General features: G+C 65.7%; 14 protein-coding genes and 1 pseudogene. 10 read left to right on the top strand and 5 right to left on the bottom strand.

Annotated elements, in window-relative coordinates; genetic code table 11:
- Positions 1 to 263: 263 nt before the first annotated feature.
- On the bottom strand, positions 264 to 1,748 hold the full coding sequence (locus tag IVA82_RS05125; RefSeq protein WP_247385134.1) for a caspase family protein: 1,485 nt from the start codon (positions 1,746 to 1,748) through the stop codon (positions 264 to 266).
- 143 nt (positions 1,749 to 1,891) lie between these two features.
- Positions 1,892 to 2,812, bottom strand: a complete 921-nt coding sequence (locus IVA82_RS05130) for a LysR family transcriptional regulator (protein ID WP_247385135.1) — start codon at positions 2,810 to 2,812, stop codon at positions 1,892 to 1,894.
- Between the two features lie 96 nt (positions 2,813 to 2,908).
- Here IVA82_RS05130 and IVA82_RS05135 point away from each other — a divergent pair, with 96 nt between their 5' ends.
- From IVA82_RS05135 to IVA82_RS05150, 4 genes are all read left to right on the top strand, one after another.
- On the top strand, positions 2,909 to 3,352 hold the full coding sequence (locus IVA82_RS05135) for a DoxX family protein (protein ID WP_247385136.1): 444 nt from the start codon (positions 2,909 to 2,911) through the stop codon (positions 3,350 to 3,352).
- A gap of 385 nt (positions 3,353 to 3,737) precedes the next feature.
- Positions 3,738 to 4,769: a TRAP transporter substrate-binding protein gene (locus IVA82_RS05140; protein ID WP_247385137.1), complete on the top strand. Its 1,032-nt coding sequence runs from the start codon at positions 3,738 to 3,740 to the stop codon at positions 4,767 to 4,769.
- Between the two features lies 1 nt (position 4,770).
- Positions 4,771 to 6,645, top strand: coding sequence for a TRAP transporter large permease subunit (locus IVA82_RS05145; RefSeq protein WP_247385138.1), 1,875 nt, complete (start codon positions 4,771 to 4,773; stop codon positions 6,643 to 6,645).
- A gap of 26 nt (positions 6,646 to 6,671) precedes the next feature.
- Positions 6,672 to 7,649, top strand: coding sequence for a hydroxyacid dehydrogenase (locus IVA82_RS05150; RefSeq protein ID WP_247385139.1), 978 nt, complete (start codon positions 6,672 to 6,674; stop codon positions 7,647 to 7,649).
- Between the two features lie 311 nt (positions 7,650 to 7,960).
- On the opposite strand, the pseudogene IVA82_RS05155 reads toward IVA82_RS05150, so the two are convergent.
- Positions 7,961 to 9,117: pseudogene (locus IVA82_RS05155) on the bottom strand (ABC transporter substrate-binding protein).
- A gap of 340 nt (positions 9,118 to 9,457) precedes the next feature.
- On the opposite strand from IVA82_RS05155, the gene IVA82_RS05160 reads away from it, so the two are divergent.
- Together IVA82_RS05160 and IVA82_RS05165 are read left to right on the top strand one after the other, a co-directional pair.
- Positions 9,458 to 11,836 (top strand): EAL domain-containing protein, encoded by a 2,379-nt coding sequence (locus IVA82_RS05160; RefSeq protein ID WP_247385249.1) that lies wholly within the window; start codon positions 9,458 to 9,460, stop codon positions 11,834 to 11,836.
- Positions 11,837 to 11,922: 86 nt separating this feature from the next.
- Positions 11,923 to 13,224 carry an MFS transporter gene (locus IVA82_RS05165; RefSeq protein WP_247385140.1) on the top strand — a complete coding sequence of 434 codons (1,302 nt, stop codon included), beginning with the start codon at positions 11,923 to 11,925 and terminating at the stop codon, positions 13,222 to 13,224.
- A gap of 83 nt (positions 13,225 to 13,307) precedes the next feature.
- Here IVA82_RS05165 and IVA82_RS05170 read toward each other — a convergent pair whose 3' ends face one another.
- The gene (locus tag IVA82_RS05170) at positions 13,308 to 13,919 is read right to left on the bottom strand and encodes a TetR/AcrR family transcriptional regulator (RefSeq protein WP_247385142.1); all 612 of its coding nucleotides are present in this window, start codon (positions 13,917 to 13,919) and stop codon (positions 13,308 to 13,310) included.
- A 132-nt stretch (positions 13,920 to 14,051) separates the two neighbouring features.
- Here IVA82_RS05170 and IVA82_RS05175 point away from each other — a divergent pair, with 132 nt between their 5' ends.
- The 4 genes from IVA82_RS05175 to IVA82_RS05190 all read left to right on the top strand — a co-directional run bounded on the left by IVA82_RS05175 (position 14,052) and on the right by IVA82_RS05190 (position 20,942).
- Complete coding sequence (locus tag IVA82_RS05175; protein WP_247385144.1) at positions 14,052 to 15,284, top strand: cytochrome P450; 1,233 nt, start codon at positions 14,052 to 14,054, stop codon at positions 15,282 to 15,284.
- A gap of 151 nt (positions 15,285 to 15,435) precedes the next feature.
- Positions 15,436 to 19,071 (top strand): AsmA-like C-terminal region-containing protein, encoded by a 3,636-nt coding sequence (locus IVA82_RS05180; RefSeq protein WP_247385145.1) that lies wholly within the window; start codon positions 15,436 to 15,438, stop codon positions 19,069 to 19,071.
- 422 nt (positions 19,072 to 19,493) lie between these two features.
- Complete coding sequence (locus IVA82_RS05185) at positions 19,494 to 20,618, top strand: DUF2336 domain-containing protein (protein WP_247385147.1); 1,125 nt, start codon at positions 19,494 to 19,496, stop codon at positions 20,616 to 20,618.
- A gap of 60 nt (positions 20,619 to 20,678) precedes the next feature.
- On the top strand, positions 20,679 to 20,942 hold the full coding sequence (locus IVA82_RS05190) for a hypothetical protein (protein ID WP_247385148.1): 264 nt from the start codon (positions 20,679 to 20,681) through the stop codon (positions 20,940 to 20,942).
- A 75-nt stretch (positions 20,943 to 21,017) separates the two neighbouring features.
- On the opposite strand, the gene IVA82_RS05195 is transcribed toward IVA82_RS05190, so the two are convergent.
- Positions 21,018 to 21,515, bottom strand: a complete 498-nt coding sequence (locus IVA82_RS05195) for a GNAT family N-acetyltransferase (protein ID WP_247385150.1) — start codon at positions 21,513 to 21,515, stop codon at positions 21,018 to 21,020.
- Between the last annotated feature and the right edge of the window lie 38 nt (positions 21,516 to 21,553).

Consider the following 21,553-nt stretch of genomic DNA (forward strand, 5'->3'; position numbering starts at 1 on the left):
CGCACGCTCCGGCGCCGCAGCCAGACCGATGGCATGAGGTGGGAGACGATCAGTCGCCTCGCCTGTGACTGCCTCCCCAGGCCCAACATCCGTCATCCTTGGCCGCGAGCACGCTTCGCCGTCACTCACCCGAGGTGGGAGCCGTATGCGGGAAAGCCGCACGTACGGATCTGTGCGGGGGGCGCTCAGCAATGAGCGTCCCTACCGCGACCGCTGCGCTCGCAATGACGGAGGACATATTTGTCCTCCGCCTCGCGGCAGCCTTAGTACCGGCCGCGGTCGTTGTGATAATCGCCGCCGCGGCCGCCACCCATTCCCATGCCGATCCCGATACCAATCCCGACGCCTTGCATCACAGCGCCGGGCGGCGGGCCGCGATCCGGCGGCGGCGCGCGCTCGTAGACGACTTCGTCGGGCGGCGGCGGCCGGCGCTTGGGCGGCGTCTCGACGACCTTGCGCTTGGGCGGCGTGTCGTCGACGCGCTTCTTGATGATGGGGGCGACCGTCGGGTTGATCGGCGTTGCCGGTGTCGTGGGCGTCGAGCACGGGCAGGTCGGTGCCAGCGCGACCGCGATCGGAGCTGGGGCCGCAGCGGCCGCAACGGGCAAAGCGTAATTGCGGTTCTGCACGCGGAGCAGCAGCCTGCGCGCTGTTGCCGCAAGGTCGCTGTTGTCCCAGTTGGCAAGGTAGGCCTCGAACGAGGCGCGGGTGTTGATCGCGGTGGCCCGCTCCCACGCCAGCATCTGGCGCCGGCGCTCCAGGATCGTGCGCAGGCGCGGCGTGAACGACGCCTGCGCGTACAGCTCGACATAGGCCTGATAACCCGGCACGGTATCGTCGGCGATCACGAGATCATAGGCGGCCTTGGCATCTTTGCCCTGCAAGTCCTTGCGCCAGTCCTCGACGCTGCGCGTGGCGCTTGCAAGCGCCATCGAGCCTGCGCCCGGGACGGAAGGTTGCTGGCCGCTGCTGTCGCCGAAGAACTTGAAGTCGGTGGTGAGCGACGAACTCTCCCAGGGGATCTGCCGCCCATCGGTCGATTGCGCCACGGCGATGCGGATGCGCTTGAACGCTTCCTCGATCGGCAGGTTGGGCTGCTTGGCGACACTCAGCGCCGCGGTGGTATAGGGGCTGTCGATGCCGGAGCCGTCCTCGGCTTCGGAGCCTGGCGAGGTCGAATAGGAAATGAAGGAGCCGGGCGCGCCGGCCTTGGTGTCGACGATCGCAAGCCCGTGGCCGGCGCCGCTCAGCGCCGGGAACGGATTGTTGCGGCAGGCATCGAGCATGAAGATGCGCGCCCGCGTCGGCAGCGCGCCAAGCGTGTTGAGAAGGTCGTTCAGCCGCACGCCCTGCAAGGGAATGTCGGCCTCGCGCTTGGGATCGAGATCGACCGGCACCAGATAGTTCTCGCCGTCGATCTGCAGGCCGTGGCCGGCATAGAACACCAGCGCGACGGTGTCGGCGCCGCTGGCGCTGACCTTGCCGGCGAAATCCGAGATCGCCTCGCGCATCTCGTTCTGCGCCAGATTGGGGGCGGTGGTCACGGTGAAGCCGGCGTTGCCGAGCAGCTCCGCCATACCCTTGGCATCGTTGGCGGCATTGGGCAGTTCCGGCACGGTGCGGTAGGCGGATTGGCCGATTACCAGCGCAAGCCGCGCTTCGGCCGCGGCCTGCGTCGTTGTCATGAGTTGTGTGAGAGCAAGGAGGCCGGACGCAAGAAACAAACTGCAAAAGGCTGGACGGCGCATGGTGTTACCTCCGTCGGCAATGCGCGCGATGATGTCACCTTTTCTAGTCGCCCGCCATGACCCTGTCTGTGCACTGGATCACGCTCGCCGGGCTGCGGCAAAATGGGGAGGTCCCCGGAGTTGAAGCGATCCGCCGTGCTGCGTCAGGACAGTCCGCGGTCCCAAGGCGGTTCGGGCGCGAAGCAACCTGCGAGAAAGTCGATGAAGGCGCGGACCTTGGCCGGCGGTCGGCGGTCGGGCAGGTAGACCGCATGCACAGCCGAGGTCTGGATTTCCGGCTGGTCTAGCCCAAGCGCGACGAGTGTGCCGGCGCGCAAATCATCGGCGATGATGAAGGTTGGCTGTCGCGCGAGACCAAGGCCGCCCAACGTCGCGGCGCGCAGCGCATCGCCATTGTTGGCGCGCAGATTGCCCTTGACCTGGACCCGGATCTCGCCGTTCGCCCCGAACAGCCATTCCGCCGCGCTCGCCTGCTGCGAGAGCGTGTAGCCGAGACAATTGTGGGCGGCGAGGTCCGCCACGCTACGCGGCGTGCCATGCTTCGCCAGATAAGACGGTGCGGCGCAGACGACCATGCGGTTCGGCGCGAGCCGCCGCGCCACCATGCTGGAGTCGCGCAAGGTGCCGATGCGGATCGCAAGGTCCCAGCCTTCATCGGCGAGATCGACCAGGCGGTCGTTGAGGCCGAGTTCGATCGTGACCTCGGGATGGCGTTCCGAGAACTCTGAGATGAGCGGAGCGATCTGCCGGGTGCCGAACACGACGGGCACGTTGACGCGCAGCAGTCCGCGCGGCTCGACGCGCTCGCGCGCGACCGCTGCGTCGGCGACTTCCATGTCGGCAAGGATCCGTTCGGAGGATTCGAGATAGCTGCGTCCGGCCTCCGTGATGGACAGCCGCCGCGTGGTGCGGTGGAACAGTTTGACGCCGAGCCGAGCTTCGAGAGAGGCCACATGCTTGGTGACCATGGTCTGCGACAGGCTCATGGCCCTGGCCGCGCCGGACAAGCTGCCGATCGCCGCCACCTTGGCAAAGACTTCCAGGCTGGTCAGCCGGTCGAGCATCTATTTCACTCTATCGGTGTGAAGTATATTTTCACAATACCGGATTATCATTCGATTGAGAATAGATCATAGCTCGGTCCGACAAAGGAGACCGCCATGATCGATTCCCGTACTGCTCCCTATGCCGCGCTGGTGCTGCGCGTGACACTGGGCGTGCTTTTCCTGGCCCACGCCAGCCTGAAACTGTTCGTCTTCACCCCGGCCGGGACCGCAAAATACTTCGGCAGCCTCGGCTTCCCGCCCGAACTCGCCTATGTCGTGATGACCGTGGAAGTGCTGAGCGGCGTCGCCTTGATCCTCGGCATCTGGACCCGCTACGCGGCGCTGACCGGCATCCCGGTCCTGCTCGGCGCGATCTTCACGGTGCATGGCGCCGCCGGCTTCTTCTTCACCAACCCGAAGGGTGGCTGGGAATTCCCCGCCGTCTGGGCGATCGCGCTAGTGGCGCAGGCGCTGCTTGGCGATGGTGCCTACGCGCTGCGTCCGTCGCGCGATGTCGAGGCGGGGAGCGGCCAATTGAGCGGCGCGCATTCGCGCTGATTTCGAAGTCCAGCCGTTCCAAAACGAGGAGCTGCGGGATCGCGGAGAGCGATCCTGCGGCTCTCGCTTTTCCGGTTGCGTGTCAGCGCGCCGAGCGCTGGCGAATCTATCAAGATGCGTTTGGCATTGATCGATACCTGAATTGGATCGATCCGCGCTATTCTTGCGCCGGAGCCTTTCTGCCGCCGCGCCATTGCGCGGCGTCGCCGAAATCTCGGAAAACATAGCCATTTCGGTTCGGGCCGCCGCCGATGCGCTCGCCGCTGGGACCGTTGCGCAACGAGGTCTGCAACCCTTGCCTGCGCTGTCGCTTTGGCCATACAGTCGCGCCAACACGCTGCGACAACGATCGCGGCTGCAAAAAAAATCTGGGAGAGACCGCGCCATGATCATCGCGCCCGTCAGCCGTCGCACGTTCATCAAATCGTCGACAGCGCTCGCCGCCGGCCTCGTGCTCTCCCCCGCCATCATCGGCCGCGCCGAGGCCGCGACGTTGAAGCTGAAATGTTCCTCCTCGCTGCCGAACGATCCGAAATATGCCAATGGCCGCGTCTACTACGACAATCTCGTCAAGAGCCTGAAGGCAAACGGGCTCGGTGAGCAGATCGAGGTCGCCTTCTTCCCCGACAACCAGCTCGGGCAGGAGATCGACGTCATCAATTCGGTCAAGCTCGGCGTCATCGACCTGATGGTGTCGGGCTCGTCGATCTCGGCCAATCTGGTGCCGCTGATCGGCACCTTCGATCTCGGCTACCTCTTCGCGAGCTTCCCGCAGCAGACCAAGGCGTTCGATGCCGGCGCTGCCAAGCCGATCGAGGACGCGCTGCTCAAGGGCGGCAACATCCGCATCATCGCCTGGGCCTATAATTTCGGCTCGCGCAGCGTGCTGGCGAGGAAGCCGGTGAAGACCCCGGAGGATCTCGCCGGGCTCAAGATCAGGACGCTGCCCAATCCGGTGATCACGGAGTGCCTGCGTCTGATGGGCGCGGCCGCGACGCCGCTGGCGTTCGGCGAAATCTACACGGCGTTGCAGGCCGGCGTGCTCGACGGACTGGAGCACGATCCGCCGACGATCCTGGCCAGCAAGTTCTTCGAGACGGCAAAATTCTATGCGTTGACGCAGCACAATTTCTCGCCTCTTGCGATCTACTTCAGCGACATGACCTTCAACCGCATGGATCAGAAGCTGCGCGACGGCTTTCTCGATGCCGCGAAGAAGGCCGCGGCCGACACGCGTTCCCACGGGCTTGCGGTCGAGAAGGAAGCGCTGGCCGCGTTGACCGAGAAGGGCGTGACGGTGGCGGAATGCGACCGCGACGCCTTCCGCAAGCGCGTCGCGCCGCAGACCGAGAATTTCATCAAGGCGCGGCCGGAGTCCAAACCCGTCATCGACATCATCCGCGCGACCCAAGCCTGAGATGGCCAAGCCTGAGATGGCGTTGACGGGCGCGGTGTCGCTCTCGGGCGGCCGTCACGCAAGCGTCACCCTCCTGCTCCGCGTGAGCGACGCGGTCGCGGCCGTCCTGCTCGCCGCCGACCTCGTGGTGGTGTGCGCCTCCGTGCTGCTGCGCTTTCTCTTCAACGCGCCGGTCGAATGGTCGGACGACGTCGCGCGCGGGCTGATGGTCGGATCGGCGTTCTTCGGCGCGGCGAGCGCGCTGGCGCGCGGCGAGAATGTCGGGGTGTCCTTCTTCCGCGATCTGGCGCCGGTGCGGCTGCGCGCGCTGATCGATGCGGCGAGCGCGCTGTTGGTGGTGCTGATCTCTGCCTATGTCGCCTATCACGCGATCAAGCTGGGCTCGCTGACGGCGGGACAGACCACCGGGTCCGGGCTGCCGCTGGAGCTCACCTTCTACCCGATGGGCCTCGGTGCGCTGTTCATGACGGTGTTCGCCGTCGATCAGCTCTGCGCAAGGCCGCTTCCCGATATCGTCAGGGGCGTCGTTGCCATTGCCGTGCTGACCGGCCTCTACCTCGCCTGGGATTATCTGTCGCCATCATCGGTGCCGTCGGCGGGCACGCTGATGCTGATCGGCTTCTTCGCAACGTTGTTCGGCGGATTGCCGATCGGCTTTGCGCTGGCGCTGGCCGCGCTGATCTTCATCTGGGTCGAGGGCGCGCTTCCCGGTGTCATCTTCGCCCAGCAGATGGCGCGCGGCATCGATAACTTCGTGCTGCTGGCGATCCCGTTCTTCATCCTCGTTGGCTACCTCATGGAAGCCAACGGCATGTCGGTGCGCCTGATCGAGCTGTTGCAGCGTGCGGTGGGACGCATGCGCGGCGGGCTGAACGTGGTGATGGTGGCCTCGATGGTGCTGTTCTCGGGCATCTCCGGCTCGAAGATGGCCGATGTCGCTGCCGTCGGCTCCGTGCTGATCCCGGCGGCGCGCCGCTCCAGACAAAATCCGGGCAGCGCGGTGGCGCTGCTTGCGGCATCCGCCGTGATGGCGGAGACCATTCCGCCCTGCATCAACCTGATCATCCTCGGCTTCGTCGCCAATCTGTCGATCGGCGGGCTGTTCGTCGCCGGTCTGCTTCCGGCGGCGCTGATGGCGCTGGTCCTGATCGTCGTCTCGATCATCTTCGGCAAGCGTCCCGCCGCGGTCGAGGAGATCGAGCCGCAGATTCCGGTGTCCGGCCTGTGGAGCGGCGCGATTGCCTCGTTCGGCCTGATCTTCATGATCTTTTTCGGCTTCAAGAGCGGCTTTGCCACGGCCACGGAAATCTCGGCTTTCGCCGTCGCCTACGCGCTCGTCATCGGCGCGCTCGTGTTCCGCGAGCTCAGCTTCAAAACGGCCGCGCACAGTTTCGTCCAGGCGGCGACGCGGGCGGGTCTGGTGCTCTTCATTGTCGCCGCCGCGCAGTCGCTCGCTTTCACGCTGACGCTCCAGCAGGTGCCGCATGCGGTCGGCGATTTCATGCTCGGGTTGTCCAAGACCAGCGGCGTCTGGCTGTTCATGCTGCTGGCGATCGCCGTGCTGATCGTAATGGGATCGGTGCTGGAAGGCGCAGCTGCGCTCATCATCTTCGGGCCGCTGCTGTTGCCGGTCGCCGTGCAGCTCGGCGTCGATGCGCTGCATTTCGGCGTCGTGCTTGTCATAGCGATGGGCATCGGCCTGTTCGCGCCGCCGCTCGGGCTCGGACTCTACGGCGCCTGCCTGATCGGCAACGTGCCGATCGAGCAGACTGTGAAGCCGATCATGGGCTATCTGGGCCTGTTGCTGCTCTGCCTGCTGGTGATCGCGTTCGTGCCGTCGCTCTCGACCGCGCTGCCGCGCGCGTTCGGCTATTGAAGGAGTCTTGTCATGAAAGTCTTGCCGTGAAGGTCCTGTTGGCTCACACGCCGGAGATGCGCCGCAATTACTACGGCGATCGCAGCCTGAACGGCCTGCGGGCGATCGCCGAGGTGATCCTGCACGAGGGCGATCAGCCCCTCGGTGCAGCCAGCCTCGTCGACGCGGCCAGGGAGGCCGACATCATCGTCGCCGATCGCATGACGGAAGGCCGCGGCGAGATCTTTTCGCGATTGCCGCGCTTGCGCGCCTTTGTCCGCTGCGCCGTCGACATCCGCAACGTCGATGTTGATGCGGCCTCGAACGCCGGCGTCCTGGTGACCCGCGCCGGCCCCGGCTTCGTGCAGGCAGTCGCCGAGCTCGCGCTCGGCTTCATGGTCGATCTGTCGCGCGGCGTATCGCGGGCGACCGCCGACTACCAGGCTGGCCGCAAGCCGGAGGCGCTGATGGGCCGTCAGCTCGCGGGCAGCCGGATCGGCATCATCGGCTATGGCAGCATCGGGCGCTACCTCGCCGAGGTGGCCAAAGTGCTGCGCATGGAGGTGCTGGTGTCCGATCCCTTCGCCGCCGTCAGCGATGTTGCGATCAGGCAGGTCGCGTTAGACGAACTGCTCGCCGCCTCCGACTATGTCGTCTGCCTCGCCGTCGCCAACGAGCAGACGGAGAATTTGATCGGCGAGGCGGCGCTGGCACGCATGCGGAAGCATGCCGTGTTCATCAATCTGTCGCGCGGCAATCTCGTCGATGAGGCGGCGCTCGCCAAGGCCCTGATGGAGGGCCGCATCGCGGGTGCTGCAATGGATGTCGGCCGCGCGCCCGACCAGATGCCGACACCGGAGCTGGCAAAGCTGCCGAACGTGATCGCCACGCCGCATGTCGGCGGCCTGACACCGCAGGCGATCGAATATCAGTCGCTGGAAACCGTGCGCCAGGTCGAGGCGATCGTCAAAGGCGAAATCCCGCCGGGCGCGGTGAATGCCGAACGCTGGACGCGGAGACCTTAGCACACCTAACTCATGCTTTCTCTGCTCCCTCCCCGCAGACGGCAGGGCAATCGCATATGGGTGCACGATGCGGCGACATCGGCAGTGGGTTCCCTCTCCCGCTTGCGGGTGTCTCCGCGTCGGGATTGTTGAGATTGGGGAGGATATCCCGCCGTGGCGAGAGCCCTCACCCGCCGCGCTCTGCGAGCGCGTCGGCCTCTCCCGCAAGCGGGAGAGGCGGAGCAAGCCCGCGGACAATCCTCGTGAAATCCACATGCGATTGCTGAACGCACCTCATTCGGAGCAGCAGCCGTGTGTTATTCGATCGCGCCCTAAAGCCGATCGACAGCCCTGAACGTTCCGTCCTTCTGGATCACCGTCAAAAACACCATTGGCGGCGTGTCGATCATGCGCGGGCCGACCGTGACGAGGCTGCCGCTGATGTCGAAGCGGCCGATCTCGTTGACGACTCGCAACAGCTCGGCGCGCGTCGGGTTCGGCCCAGCCTTTTCCAGCGCCGCGGCCGCGAGGCGGCCGGAGAGATAGCCTTCCAGCGACACGAAGTCCGGCGTCAGCGCTGGGTCGAACGCCTTCTGCGCCGCCTGGTAATCCGCGACGAGTCCCAGCGAGCGATCCCAGGGGAACGGCACCACCTGCGAGACGATGACGCCTTCGCCCTCGGGGCCGAGCTCTCCGGCGAGGGCAACGGCGCCGACGAAGGAGATGTTGACGAAGGTCGGACGCAAGCCGCTACGGTGCGCGAGCTTGATGAATTCGGTGCAGGGACCGTAGGTCCCGACCATGACGATGGCCTCCGGCTCGGCGCGCTTGAGCATCCGCCAGGCCGAGGCGAGCGCGCGGGTGTTGCGCTCGAAGGTGCCTTCGGCGGCGAGCTCGAGGCCGCGCTTGGCCAGCGCGCGCTTCACGCCGGTGAGACCATCGCGTCGTCCTGGTAGAAGATGCCGATCCGGGTGAAGTGACGGTCTTCGGTCAGGTGCTTGATCCAGGCCTCGGCCTCCGCGCCGTAGCTCGCGCGAATGTTGACGACGTTGGAGAGCTCGAGGTCGCGCAGGAATTCGGCGCCGCTGAACGGACCGATGAACGGGACGCCCCGGGCGCTGGTGATCGGAATCGTCGCGATCGCGGTTGGTGTGCCGACCGCGCCGATCAGCGCAAACACCTTGTCCTCCTCGATCAATCGCAACGTCTGCGCCACCGAGCGATCGGGATCGTAGCCGTCGTCGCGGCTGAGTAGTCGAAGCTTGCGGCCGTGGACGCCGCCCTTAGCATTGATTTCGGTGAACGCGGCGACGATGCCCTGCCGCATGCGCTGTCCGAGCGCGGAGGAGGGGCCCTCGAGCGCGGCGGCCTGGCTAAACAGGATCGCATCGTCGCTGACGCCGGTCTCCTCGCCTCTGGCCGAGAGCATGGTCGCGGCCAGCAGCGCGATGGTCAGGATGATGGGTGTTGCTAATCGAAATCGATACATCAAGAAGTCGCCGAGTGCGGGAGAAGCTCCGGGAGAGATATCCCGGCAGCATGAATCGGTGATGTATCGGCGGGTCCGTACTACTCCGGGGAAAACCGGCAACTTACTTTCATAAGTTTCGCGCCAATCCAGCACTTCATTAACTAAGCCGGGCAATGCGAAACAGCCGGGTTCCGAAATTCTCAAGTTCTTAACCTCGGCCCTGTTCCGATAGTGGCTCCGGCGGCTCAACCACAGGTTCGGTCCGTCGCGGGAAGGGGACGACGGCTTGGGGATGAGCGATCACGATCAGAATGATCAGGATCGGGGACGTATGACCGGGCGGTGACGGCTTGCGCCGCTGCTTCGGCTGTATCGTCCTGCGCTGGTCGCGGCTAGCGTCGGTCTGCTGTTCTCGCTGGTCGGCGCCGCCGCGGTCGCGCGATGGGAGGATCGCGTCAACAGGATCGAGTTCGAGAACGCGGCCGAAACCCAGTCCCTCATCATGCAGAACTGCATGAACGAGTATATCAGCCGGCTCGTTGCGCTTCGCACGCTGTTCGAATCGGCCAACGAGGAAATCACCCGCAGCGAATTCGAGACCTTCAGCGCCCGCCTGTTCGAGCGCCATCCGGGCATGCTGCGCGTTGCCTGGCTGCCGCGGGTCAATCGCAGGGAGCGTGCCGACTACGAGGCAGCCGCCGTTGCGGACGGCGTCTCCGGCTATCGCATCAGGTCGCTCCAGGGTGAAGGCTTTGCAACCGCGCCGCAGAGCGACGAATATTTTCCGGTCTTCTATTCGACGCAGCCGAAGACCTCGCTCGTCTACGGCATGGATTACGCAACCGTCCCGGATCGCCGTGCTGTGCTCGAGCGAGCACGCGACAACGATCAGATGGCATCGCTGCGGGCCAGGCTCTATGGTCCCCGCGAGAACGGCCAGTTGCCGAACGCCCTCGTGGTGGTGCCGGTCTACGCCAAGGGCACATCCCGCGACACGGTTGCCGACCGGCGCCGCAATCTGGCGGGCTTCGTCGTCGGCGTTTTCGATCTGCCGCTGCTGATGCAATCCATTCGCGTGACGACCGGGGCCAGCTCGGCGGTCAGCATGAACGTCTATCCGCCCTTCACGGGGCAAATCGTCAGCCTGGCGCACGCGTTGCCGGATTATTCCTCGGCAGCCAACGCCCCACAGTCGATGCGCGACGTCACGCAAGGCCTGCACTGGTCGGGTCAGCTCAAGATCGGCGATACCGACTGGCAGGTCCGCGCGATGCAGACCCCGAGCGGTCCGCTGGAGATGGCTTACGACCGCGCGGTCGCGGTGCTCATCGTCGGCATGCTGCTGACGCTGTCGCTTGCGACCTATCTGATGCTGGCAAGCCGCAATTCGCGGCGGCTGTCGCTGGCGAACAGGCGCGTGCTAGAGGTCGCCCAGACCGATATCCTGACCGGACTGCCGAACCGCGCCTTTTTCCTCTCACGGCTCGACGAGATCAACGGCCAGTTGAAGGATGGCGGCGTCACGTTCTCGATCCTGATGCTCGATCTCGACCGCTTCAAGAACGTCAACGACTCTCTTGGTCACGGCGCTGGCGATGCGCTGCTGCGCCAGGTGGCGCAGCGCTTGAAATCGGCGTTGCGGGCGAGCGACGTGCTGGCGCGACTTGGCGGCGACGAATTCGCCATCATCCAGCAAGGCTGTATCCAGCAAGGCTGTGAGGATCAGCGCGCCGGCTCGACCGAGCTGGCGGGACGGATCGCCAAGCTGGTGGCCGAGCCGTTCCTCCTGCCCGGACACCGCGTGGAGATCGGCACCAGCATCGGCATTGCGATCGCGCCGGATCACGGCAGCGATCAGGAACAGCTCTTGAAGAAAGCGGACCTCGCGCTCTACCGCTCGAAATCGGCCGGCCGCAACTGCTTCACCATCTATGACGAGGCGATGTCGGCGGAACTGGAAGCGCGCAACACGCTGGAAGGCGATCTGCGCGATGCCATCGCGCTTTGCCAGCTCGAAGTGCATTACCAGCCGTTCGTCGATGCTCTCTGCGGTGCGCAGCGCGGCTTCGAGGCGCTGGTGCGCTGGCGGCATCCGACGCGCGGCTTGATTCCGCCGGACCAGTTCATCGCGCTTGCGGAGGAGACCGGGCTGATCGTGCCGCTCGGCGAATTCGTGTTGCGGCGCGCCTGCCCGGATGCGGCGAGCTGGGCTTCCGATTTGATGGTTGCTGTGAACCTGTCGCCGATCCAGTTCAAGGAAGCGGATCTGTTCGACATGATCTCGGCTGCGCTGAGGGATTCCGGGCTGCCGCCGCAACGGCTCGAGATCGAGATCACCGAGTCGGTCCTGCTTGAGCGCGGCGCCGAGAATCATGCCTTCATGGAACGGCTCAAGAGCGCCGGTATAGAGCTTGCACTGGACGATTTCGGCACGGGCTATTCCTCGCTGAGCTATCTCACCGCGTTCCCGTTCGACAAGATCAAGATTGACAAGTCGTTCATCCGAAACCTCACCCATCAGCCGCGCAGTTCCGCGATCATCTCCTCGATCGTGACGCTGGCGCGCGGCCTCGACATGTCGGTCACCGCCGAGGGCGTCGAGACCCGCGAGGAGTTCGAGCGGTTGAAGGCGCTTGGCGTCAACTTCGCGCAAGGCTATCTGTTCGGCCGCCCGCAGCCGATTGACCGGATTCTGTTCGACGCGCCCGTCAAACCTTCACAGCTCGACGCCGCCTGAGTTGGCCGCCCGGCGGGCATGCGCGGAAAGCGCTTGACCCGGATATCCCGAGATGGTCCGAAGGATCGTCCAGGGATGAAACAAAAATGCGGCTTCCGTTCTTCTACGGCTGGGTCGTGGTCGCGGTGACCTTCGTCACCATGGCCATCGGCATCAACGCGCGCACCGCCTTTTCCCTGTTCTTTCCTCCCATCATCTCCGAATTCGGCTGGGAGCGCGGCATCACCGCCGGCGCCTTCTCCTTCGGCTTCGTGGTCTCGGGCGCGGTCAGTCCGCTGATCGGCCGGCTGATGGATCGCGCCGGTCCCCGCGCGGTGATGGAGCTCGGCGTCGCGCTGATGGGCGGCGGGCTGCTGCTTGCGCCACTCACCAGCGAACCCTGGCATCTTTATGTGACCATCGGCGTCATGGTCGGCGCCGGCAGCGTCTGCCTCGGCTATTCCGGCCAATCGCTGTTCCTGCCGAACTGGTTCATCCGCAAGCGCGGCTTTGCGATCGGCATCGCCTTTGCCGGCGTCGGCATCGGCTCGGTGACGCTGCTGCCGTGGGTGCAGCACATGATCGAGCAGACCGGCTGGCGCACCGCCTGCACCGCGATGGGGCTGATGATCCTGATCGTACTGGCGCCGATCAATTTGTTCCTGCACAAGCGGCCCGAGGACATCGGCCTTCGGCCGGATGGCGACGCCGCGCCGTCCGCCGGCGCCGCAAAGCCCGTCTCCAACATCGTCGATCCGGTCTGGGCCGGCACCGACTGGACGCTGAGGCGGGCGCTGGCCACGGCGCGGTTCTGGTGGATCGCACTCGGCTATTTCTGCGGCCTGTACATCTGGTACGCGGTGCAGGTGCACCAGACCAAATTCCTGCTCGACATCGGCTTCAGTTCGAACGTTGCGGTATGGGCGCTCGGCGTCGTCAGCCTGCTCGGCATTCCCGGCCAGATCCTGCTCGGCCACGTCTCCGACCGGATCGGGCGGGAGTGGGTCTGGGCTTTGAGCTGCGCAGGTTTTGCGATCTGCTTCGCGGCGCTGATCGCGTTGAAATATCAGCCCTCGTTCTGGCTCGTCTATCTGATGGTTGTCGCGCAAGGCGCGCTTGGCTACGGCCTCACCTCGATCATGGGCGCGGTCGTGTTCGAGATTTTCCAGGGCAGGCACCAGGGCAGCATTTTCGGCACGATCATGCTGGCGGCACTGGCCGGCGGCGCGGCCGGTCCGTGGCTGACAGGCGTGCTCTATGATCGCGCCGGCGACTACACGCTGGCCTTCGCCATCGCCATTACGGTGAGCGGCTTGTCGGCGCTGTCGATCTGGCAAGCCGCCCCCCGCAAGGTGCGAGCCGTGGCCGGCCGGCTGCACAAGCTCCGTGCCCCAACCGGTGCTGGATAGGTTCCGGACCCACCGAATTGCCGTCGCCTCTTTTGCGGATTGTTAGGTGCGGTTGCGGTGAAGCGGTCGGCGTAAGGCGCGCTTTACTCCGGCGCTAACCCCGTTCGCCGCCTCAAATCCGTAATCGCGCGCAGAAAACTGTCGGCCGGCGTCGTCTCCGGATCGATCAGCCGGTGCAGGCGAAAGCCGTCTTCCAAAGCCAGCACGACTGAAGCCATCCAGGGCGGGTTCAGCGCGTCGTTTTTGCCGTTGCTCTTTAGCGTAGCCTCGATGATGTCGGCGACAAGCTTGCGCCGCGCGCGCAGGCGCTTTGCAAGTTCGGGGCGGCGCTTCTTGGCGCGCGCGACGTAGAGGATCATTTCCATGTGCAGCAGCGGGAAGCGGCCGAGCGGATCCTGCCGGCTGCGGTCCATCGTCTTCAACGCCGCGATGAAATCGTCGAGGTTGCCATGCTGCGCCAGGATGTCGAGGTTGCGCCGGATCGATTGCTCGACATGGTCCTCGAGCATGGCGATGATCAACTCGTCCTTGCTCTTGAAGTTGGAATAGAACGCCCCGCGGGTGAAGCCGGCCGTAGCCGCGATCGCCTCGATGCTGGCGCCGCCGATGCCTTCCGCTTCGAATATTCGGGCGGCCGCCTCGAACAGCTTGTCGCGCGTGTCGTCCCTGGTCGGCCTGGTTCTCACCCTTGACATCGGACCAGTTTAGGGCAAAATGCAACTCGATACAACAATGTATCGAGTTGAGAATTTCAGGGATGGTTACGCTGCGCGGGTCAGGGAGCAACCGGCGTATTCGTGTCATGCGGCAACCGATGTGAGGTCACCATGAACGAGCAAGTGCCAGGCGCAAACGGCGATCCGTTGTTCAACCCGCTGTCGCCGGACTTCATCCGGGATCCCTATCCGCATTACGCGCGGCTGCGCACCACCGAGCCGATCCATGTAACGCAGTTCGGATCGTTCGTGACCAGCCGCCATGCCGAGGTCAGCCTGGTGATGCGCGACAAGCGTTTCGGCAAGGATTACGTCGAGCGCTCCAAGCGCCGCTACGGCCCGCAGATCATGGACGAGCCGGTCTTCCGCAGCATGAGCCACTGGATGCTGCAGGCCGATCCGCCCGACCACACCCGCCTGCGCGGCTTGGTGGTGAAGGCCTTCACCGCCCGCCGGGTCGAGGACATGCGATCTCGGATCCAGGAGATCGTCGACCAGACCATCGATGCGGCGATCGATCGCGGTCACATGGACCTGATCGAGGATTTCGCCTTCCGCCTGCCGGTCACCATCATCTGCGACATGCTCGGCATTCCCGAGGACCATCGCGAGGTCTTCTACAACAGCTCGCGCGACGGCGGACGGCTGCTCGACCCCGTGCCGCTCTCGCCTGAGGAGATCGCCAAGGGCAACGCCGGAAACCTGATGGCGCAGATGTATTTCCAGCAGCTGTTCGAACTGCGCCGCCGCAATCCCGGCGACGATCTCACCACCCAGCTCGTGCAGGCCGAGGAAGACGGCAACAAGCTCACCAACGAGGAGCTGACCGCCAACATCATCCTGCTGTTCGGCGCCGGCCACGAGACCACCGTCAATCTGATCGGCAACGGCCTGCTCGCCCTGCATCGCAATCCGGACCAGCTCGCGCTGCTGAAGACGCGGCCGGAGTTGATTACCAACGCGATCGAGGAGTTTTTGCGCTACGATTCGTCGGTGCAGATGACCGGGCGCGTCACGCTGGAGGACATCGACGATCTCGGCGGCGTCAAAATCCCCAAGGGCGAGACCGTGCTCTGCCTGCTCGGCTCGGCCAACCGCGACCCGGCCGTCTATCCCGACAACCCCGACAGGCTTGATATCACCCGGCTGAACGTCAGGCCTCTATCGTTCGGCGGCGGCATTCACTTCTGCCTGGGGGCCCAGTTGGCGCGCATCGAGGCCGAAATCGCCATCGCCACGCTGCTGCGGCGGCTGCCGGATTTGCGCATCGACAACGTCGAGAACCCGCAATGGCGGCCGACCTTCGTGCTGCGCGGGCTGAAGCAGCTGCCGGCGAGCTGGTGAGGCCCGTCGTTAACCTCCGCGCGCAACAGTCGCTGTGACTTCGCCACACTTGCCCCTATATAAGGGGCAGTTCCGGCGCGCCTGAAGCCTCTGCGGCCAGGGTTTGGGGGTCAAGATTTGGCCCGGTGCCGGCTTGGCCGAGGGGAGACCCGTGCAGACGACGCTGCTCGGATTGGCGATTGCCTTCATCTTAGCGCTGCTCGCCGCGCTGATCGGGCCGTACTTCATCGACTGGAACCAGTTCAGGCCCCAGTTCGAGGCGGAGGCGACCCGGATCATCGGCGTGCCGGTGCGGGTGGCGGGCGAGCTCGACGCGCGGCTGTTGCCGGCGCCGACGCTGCGGCTGCGCTCGCTCACCTTCGGCGGCAACAATGATCTCGGCCGGCTGCGCGCCGACAAGCTCGACGTCGAGTTCAGCCTGAGCTCCCTGATGCGCGGCGAATGGCGCGCCGCCGAGCTCACGGTCAACGGCATGGCGGTCGATCTCGGCCTCGACTCCAGAGGACGCGTCGATCTGCCGTCCACCGCGAGCGGCAGCTTCAACTTGGCCTCTCTCGCCATCGAGCGGCTGAACCTCACCGGCCGTATCGCCCTGCATGACACTGCCAGCCGCTCGACGCTCGAGCTGAGCGACATCGCCTTCTCCGGCGACGTGCGTTCGCTTGCGGGCGCGGTGCGGGGCGACGGCAATTTCACTGCGGCCGGCACCCGCTATCCGTTCCGCATCTCCTCCGGCCCGAGCGCCGACGGTAGCGCCACCCGTCTGCATCTCAGCATTGATCCCGGCGAGCGCGCCATTCAGGCCGATCTCGAAGGGGTGCTCGCCTTCGACAACCGCCTGCCGAAATTCGACGGCGCGCTGACGCTGGCCGTTCCCCAACTCAAGAAGCCTGGCGAGGCGGCGCCGACGCCCTGGAAGCTCACGGCCAAGCTCAAGGCCGATCCGGCCGGAGCAAAATTCGACCAGATCGATGCGAGCTTCGGCAGCGAAGATGCCGCGCTGAAGCTCGGCGGCGTCGGCGATCTCAGGTTCGGCGCCTCGCCGCTGCTCCGCGCGGTGCTGTCGGCGCGCCAGGTCGATGCCGACAAGCTGGCCGGAAAGAACGACACCGAGCCGCTGCGCATCCTGCCGGCGCTGCGCGCAGGCCTCGCGGCGATCCCACAGGCGCCTATCCCAGCGCAGATCGAGTTCAACTCCGACCAGATCATGCTGGGCGGACGTGCGCTCCAGAACATCGCGGCTGAGCTCAAGAGCGACGGCAAATCCTGGACCTTCCAGCGGCTCGAGCTGCGCGCGCCCGGCATGACGCAGCTCTCGCTCAACGGCGCGACGCCCGGCGCCGACCGCTTCAGCGGCCGTCTCACCGTCGAGTCGTCCGATCCCGATACGCTGGTGGCCTGGCTCCTGGGCCGCAGCGAGGTCAACCGCCGCAGTACGCGGCCGCTGCGCCTTGCCGGCGACGTGACGATCGCCGCCAACCATCTCGCCATCGAGAAACTGAAGGCCGAGATCGAAGGCGGTGCCATCGAGGGACGGATCGATTTTGCCCAGAACGGCGCGAGCAAGGGCTCGCGGATCGATGCCGATATCAGGGCCGACCGTCTCGACCTCGATGCCGCCGCGAGTTTCGTGCGCGCGCTCGCCGGACCGCAGGGCGAATGGCCCGAGGAAGCAAAACTTTTCCTCGACGTCGGTCGCGCGATCTCGGCCGGCCAGGAGCTGCGGCCGTTCGCGGCAAAGCTCGGCTATGGCCCTGCGACGCTGGCGCTGGAGCAGTTGCGGTTCGGCCAGGCCAGCGGCGTGACCACGGAGGCGAGCGGCAGCTTCGACCGCGCCAGTACAACCGGCAAGCTTGCGCTGACATCGTCGGCCAATTCGTTGCGCCAGCTCACGGCATTGATCGAGCCGTTTGCGCCTGCGGCCCGCGCCCGCTTCGATGCGCCGCCATCGTTGCCCGGTGCGACGCGCCTGAAGCTCGACCTCAGTCTCGACAAGAACGCCGAGCACGCCGATCGTAGCGACGCGCGCGCCGTGCTCGAGCTCGATGCGCCGCAGCTCAAGGCCAGTGCGACGCTGGCGGCGCAGACTCCGGCCGCGGCGGTCAACGGCATCGATCTTGACCGCTTGCGCGACAGCGAATTCACGCTGGACTCGAAACTGTCGACACCGCAGGCGGGCGCGCTGCTGGCACTGCTCGGCCTCGATCGCGTGGTGACGGCGGGCGAGGGCGCCTCGCAGTTCGAAGGCAAGCTGAGCGGCGCGTGGCGCCGGCCGCTGCAATTGAACGCAAGGCTCAGCGGCGGCGGGCTGGACGCGGATGCGCTGGGCAGTGTCGAATTGTCGGCGCCGGAGCCAAAGGCCAGCGTGAATTTGCGGGTGCGCAACGCCAACCTGGCGCCGCTGTTCGGCACCAGCGCGGCCGACAAGTCGATGCAGGCCGTCACCCTGTCCTCGCGCGTCGGCCTGTCCGGCAACCGTCTGACCTTCGACGATCTCGACGGCACCGCTTCCGGATCGCATTTGCGTGGCCATCTCGCAATGACGCTCGATCAGGACAAGACCGTCGATGGCGAAGTCGGCCTGGACTCGCTCGATCTTGCGCCGGCACTCGCGATGGCGATCGGTGCGGCCGGGCACAATTCCGGCGAGCCGCTGAGTGCGGGCCTGCTTGGCGGCTGGCGCGGCCGGATCGCCTTCCAGGCGTTGCGCGGGAGCCTGCCTGATGGCATCGAGCTGCGCCCCGTCGGCGGCACGATCAGGAGCGACGGCCAGTCGCTCGCGCTCGATGGGCTCAAGGGCGGCGTCGGCGGCGGCGAGATGTCTGCAAGTCTGGATGCGAGAACCGGCGCCAACGGCCTCGCACTGAGCGCGCGTCTCGAACTGACCAACGTCGATGCGGCGACACTGCGCTACCGCGATCTCGCTCTGCCGAAGGGACGCGCCTCGCTGCAGATGGCGCTGACGAGCCAGGGCCGCAGTGTTGCGGCACTGATTGGCGCGCTCGCCGGCAACGGCACGGTGACGCTCGACTCCGCCGAGATCGGCGGGCTCAATCCGCGCGCCTTCGAGATCGCCATCCGCGCCAGCGACGGCGGCCAGGTCAGCGACGACAACCGGCTGCGGCAGCTGGTCGAGCCCGCGCTGTCGGCAGGTCCCATCGCGGTCGCCTCGGCGCAGATCCCGTTCACGATCCGCGACGGCCGCCTGCGCGTCGGCGCGACGCCGCTGGAGGCGAAGAACGCCCGCGCCATCGTCTCCGGCGGTTACGACATTCCCGCCGACCAGGCCGACATCCGCGCCAGCCTGACGCCAATCATGACCGGGCTGTCCGGTGCCCCGCCGGAAATCCAGTTGTTTGCGGCCGGTCCCCCCGACAAGCTCAATCGCACCGTCGATCTCGCGCCGCTGTCGTCATGGCTCGCGGTGCGCACGATCGATCGCGAGACGCGGCGACTGGACGCCATCGAGCGCGGCGAGCCGCCGCCGGCCACCGCGGCGCTGCCGACGCTGGTCTCGCCAGATACCGCACCGGAGCCGTCGCTGACCGATGTGCCGATGCCCGGCCGCGATCCGCGCCGCGCGCCGCTGCCGAAGCCCAGGGTGGAGCCCAAGGCCGCACCGATGCCGAAGGCGCCGCAGGCAGCTCCCGCCGCGCCGAGCCCGCCGCTCGCAAGCCAGCAGCAACTGGCGCCGCTGCCGCCGCCGATCGAGGTGAGGCCGGCGCCGGGCCCGCCGCCAAAACCGAAGCCGAAGCCGCCGCTGGTGCTGACGCCGTCGAATCCGTAAGGGCGGGTTTTGGTTTGCATCAATGGGGCCGCGGGCTGGCTTAACCTCTCACGCTTGCGGGAGAGGTCGGCGCGAAGCGCCGGGTGAGGGCGCTCTCCACATCGGGATTTTCGCCGCAAATCTCGGACAATCCCGATGTGGAGACACCCCACCCTAGCCCTCCCCCGCAAGCGGGAGAGGGAGCGCACTTCCTGCATGGCGGCAACCAAGCCTCACCAAGGTCTCGTGACCGCGTTCCGCACCGCCCACGAAGCGTGCGCAACCCTGAATCCATTCCCCCGCATTTTAATGAATTTTCCCCGGCAAAACTGATCTGCCGGTTTTACCGGATTCTCGCGTTTGTTCCCTAGGGTCGATTCCTGAGGAATCCGGCGGCCTGCCACTTGCGGCAGGACGACTCGCCAAGAACTGGGGTGATCGAGATGAACGGGGCAAAACCGCTGCTACAGGATCTGGACGACGCGATCGCGCGCGGCACCGACGAGAGCCGGGCGAAGGCGTTGTGGCACGCAACCGACATTCTGATCACCGGCCGCTACAGCGACGACGAGATCAGCATGTTCGGCGAGGTGATCGGGCGTTTGGCCGACGAGATCGAGGTCGTCGCGCGCGCGCAGCTTTCCGAATTGATGGCGGCCTGCGACCACGCCCCGCTCAACGTCATCGAAAAACTCGCCCTCGACGACGCGATCGAGGTCGCCGGTCCCGTGCTGCGCGACTCCGATCGTATCGACGAGAAGATGCTGATCGAGAGCGCGTTGACCAAGGGCCAGTCGCATCTGCTCGCCATCGCCCAGCGCAAGTCGATCGGCGAGGCCGTGACCGACGTGCTGGTCAAGCGCGGCAACCAGGAAGTCGTGACGTCCGTCGCCAGGAATGAGGGCGCGCGCTTCTCCGGCTCCGGCCTGTTGCACATGGTCAGGCGCGCCGAGGGCGATTCGATCCTTGCCGAGCAGCTCGGCCTGCGCAGGGACGTGCCGCGCCACATCTTCCAGCAGCTCATCTCGAAAGCGTCCGAGGACGTCCGCCGCCGGCTGGAGACCGAACGCCCCGAGATGATGGCGCAGATCCAGAGCTCGGTGACCGAGGTCACCGGCGATCTGCAATCCAAGTTCGGTCCCTCGTCGCGCAGCTATTTCGTCGCCAAGCGCACGGTGACGACGCAGCACAGGCTCGGCAATCTCAATCAGGACTCGATCTCGAACTATGCGCGGCAGCACCGTTTCGACGAGGTGCAGATCGGCCTGTCGCTGCTCTCGGCGCTCCCGGTCGACGTGATCGAGCGCGCGCTGATGGACCGCAACCGTGAGATGATCCTGGTGCTGTGCAAGGCGCTCGACTTCTCCTGGGACACCACCATGTCGCTGCTGTTCCTCGGTGCCAAGGATCATCTGATCACGGCGCGTGAGCTCCACGACAATGAGCGCGATTTCGGTCGGCTCAAGATCGAGACTTCGCGCAGCATTCTGAAGTTCTATCAGTCGCGCAAGAACAGCGCCGGCACCGACTCCGCCCAGGGTCGTCAGCCCGAGCTCCAGGTACACTGAACGAGTACACTGAAGAGGTGCACTGAGCATCATCCGGGAATTGGCAGGGGAGTATTTGCAATGTTGCCTCAATTCGGCACTGCAGTTCGCAAGAATCCGAACAAGAATCCGAACAAGAACCTCAACAACAGCCGCGATGCCGATGCCGGCGGATCGGCTCCGGACAAGGCCTCGGTCGACGCCGCATGGCTGGTGCTGGAAGCCGCCAACGATCTCGGCGATCACGCCGCGATCGAAGCCTGCCGCCGCGTCATCGATGCCGAGCTCAACGGCACCGTGGCAGCCAGCTCGGATATCGATCTGATGCTGGGGTACTTCAGGTAGCTTCGGACAGCGAAGCTCCTGCGAAATGCATCGATCGCTGGCGAAGCTGCGCCTTACCGTCTCACGCGCTGTCTTTCACCGTCGGGCGCGGTAAATCACGACGTCTTCTCCGTGACGGTGCGTGCTGCGCTCGAGGACATAATTCGATTTCTCCAGCACGCGGCGGGACGCGGCGTTTCCGACGAAGACCAGGCCGATCAGCGACGGCAGCTTGAGTTGTGACAATCCGACGTGCGTCAGCGCGGTCGCGATTTGGCTCGCAAGTCCCTGGCCCCAGAGACTGCGTTTGAACGCGTAGGCAATCTCGATTTCGTCCACGTCATCCACGAGGATGTGCCGGATGCCCGCCCGCCCAGCGAACGCTCCGTCGCTCGTTCTCAGTGCCCAGAGTCCGAAACCGTGCTGGTCCCAATGGGCCATGTTGACGGCGAGATAAGCCTTGGTCCTCTCGGCCGAGCGTACGCCGCCGATATAGCGGGACACCTCGGGATCGAGGTGGAGCGCGACGAGGTCCGCGAGGTGATCCTCGCGCAGTCTCTCGGCAGTGAGGCTGGTGGTGGTGAACTGATCCATGGAGACGGATGGCCGGTCACTGTGCCGGCAAGGGCAGA

Origin of the sequence: Bradyrhizobium sp. 142, assembly GCF_023074015.1 — a bacterium.
GTDB lineage: Bacteria > Pseudomonadota > Alphaproteobacteria > Rhizobiales > Xanthobacteraceae > Bradyrhizobium.

Coding starts and splice junctions, on each gene's coding strand:
- IVA82_RS05195 (WP_247385150.1), bottom strand. CDS start 21,515: ATGGATCAGTTCACCACCACCAGCCTCACTGCCGAGAGACTGCGCGAG.
- IVA82_RS05190 (WP_247385148.1), top strand. CDS start 20,679: ATGTTGCCTCAATTCGGCACTGCAGTTCGCAAGAATCCGAACAAGAAT.
- IVA82_RS05125 (WP_247385134.1), bottom strand. CDS start 1,748: ATGCGCCGTCCAGCCTTTTGCAGTTTGTTTCTTGCGTCCGGCCTCCTT.
- IVA82_RS05135 (WP_247385136.1), top strand. CDS start 2,909: ATGATCGATTCCCGTACTGCTCCCTATGCCGCGCTGGTGCTGCGCGTG.
- IVA82_RS05145 (WP_247385138.1), top strand. CDS start 4,771: ATGGCCAAGCCTGAGATGGCGTTGACGGGCGCGGTGTCGCTCTCGGGC.
- IVA82_RS05175 (WP_247385144.1), top strand. CDS start 14,052: ATGAACGAGCAAGTGCCAGGCGCAAACGGCGATCCGTTGTTCAACCCG.
- IVA82_RS05170 (WP_247385142.1), bottom strand. CDS start 13,919: ATGTCAAGGGTGAGAACCAGGCCGACCAGGGACGACACGCGCGACAAG.
- IVA82_RS05130 (WP_247385135.1), bottom strand. CDS start 2,812: ATGCTCGACCGGCTGACCAGCCTGGAAGTCTTTGCCAAGGTGGCGGCG.
- IVA82_RS05140 (WP_247385137.1), top strand. CDS start 3,738: ATGATCATCGCGCCCGTCAGCCGTCGCACGTTCATCAAATCGTCGACA.
- IVA82_RS05165 (WP_247385140.1), top strand. CDS start 11,923: ATGCGGCTTCCGTTCTTCTACGGCTGGGTCGTGGTCGCGGTGACCTTC.
- IVA82_RS05185 (WP_247385147.1), top strand. CDS start 19,494: ATGAACGGGGCAAAACCGCTGCTACAGGATCTGGACGACGCGATCGCG.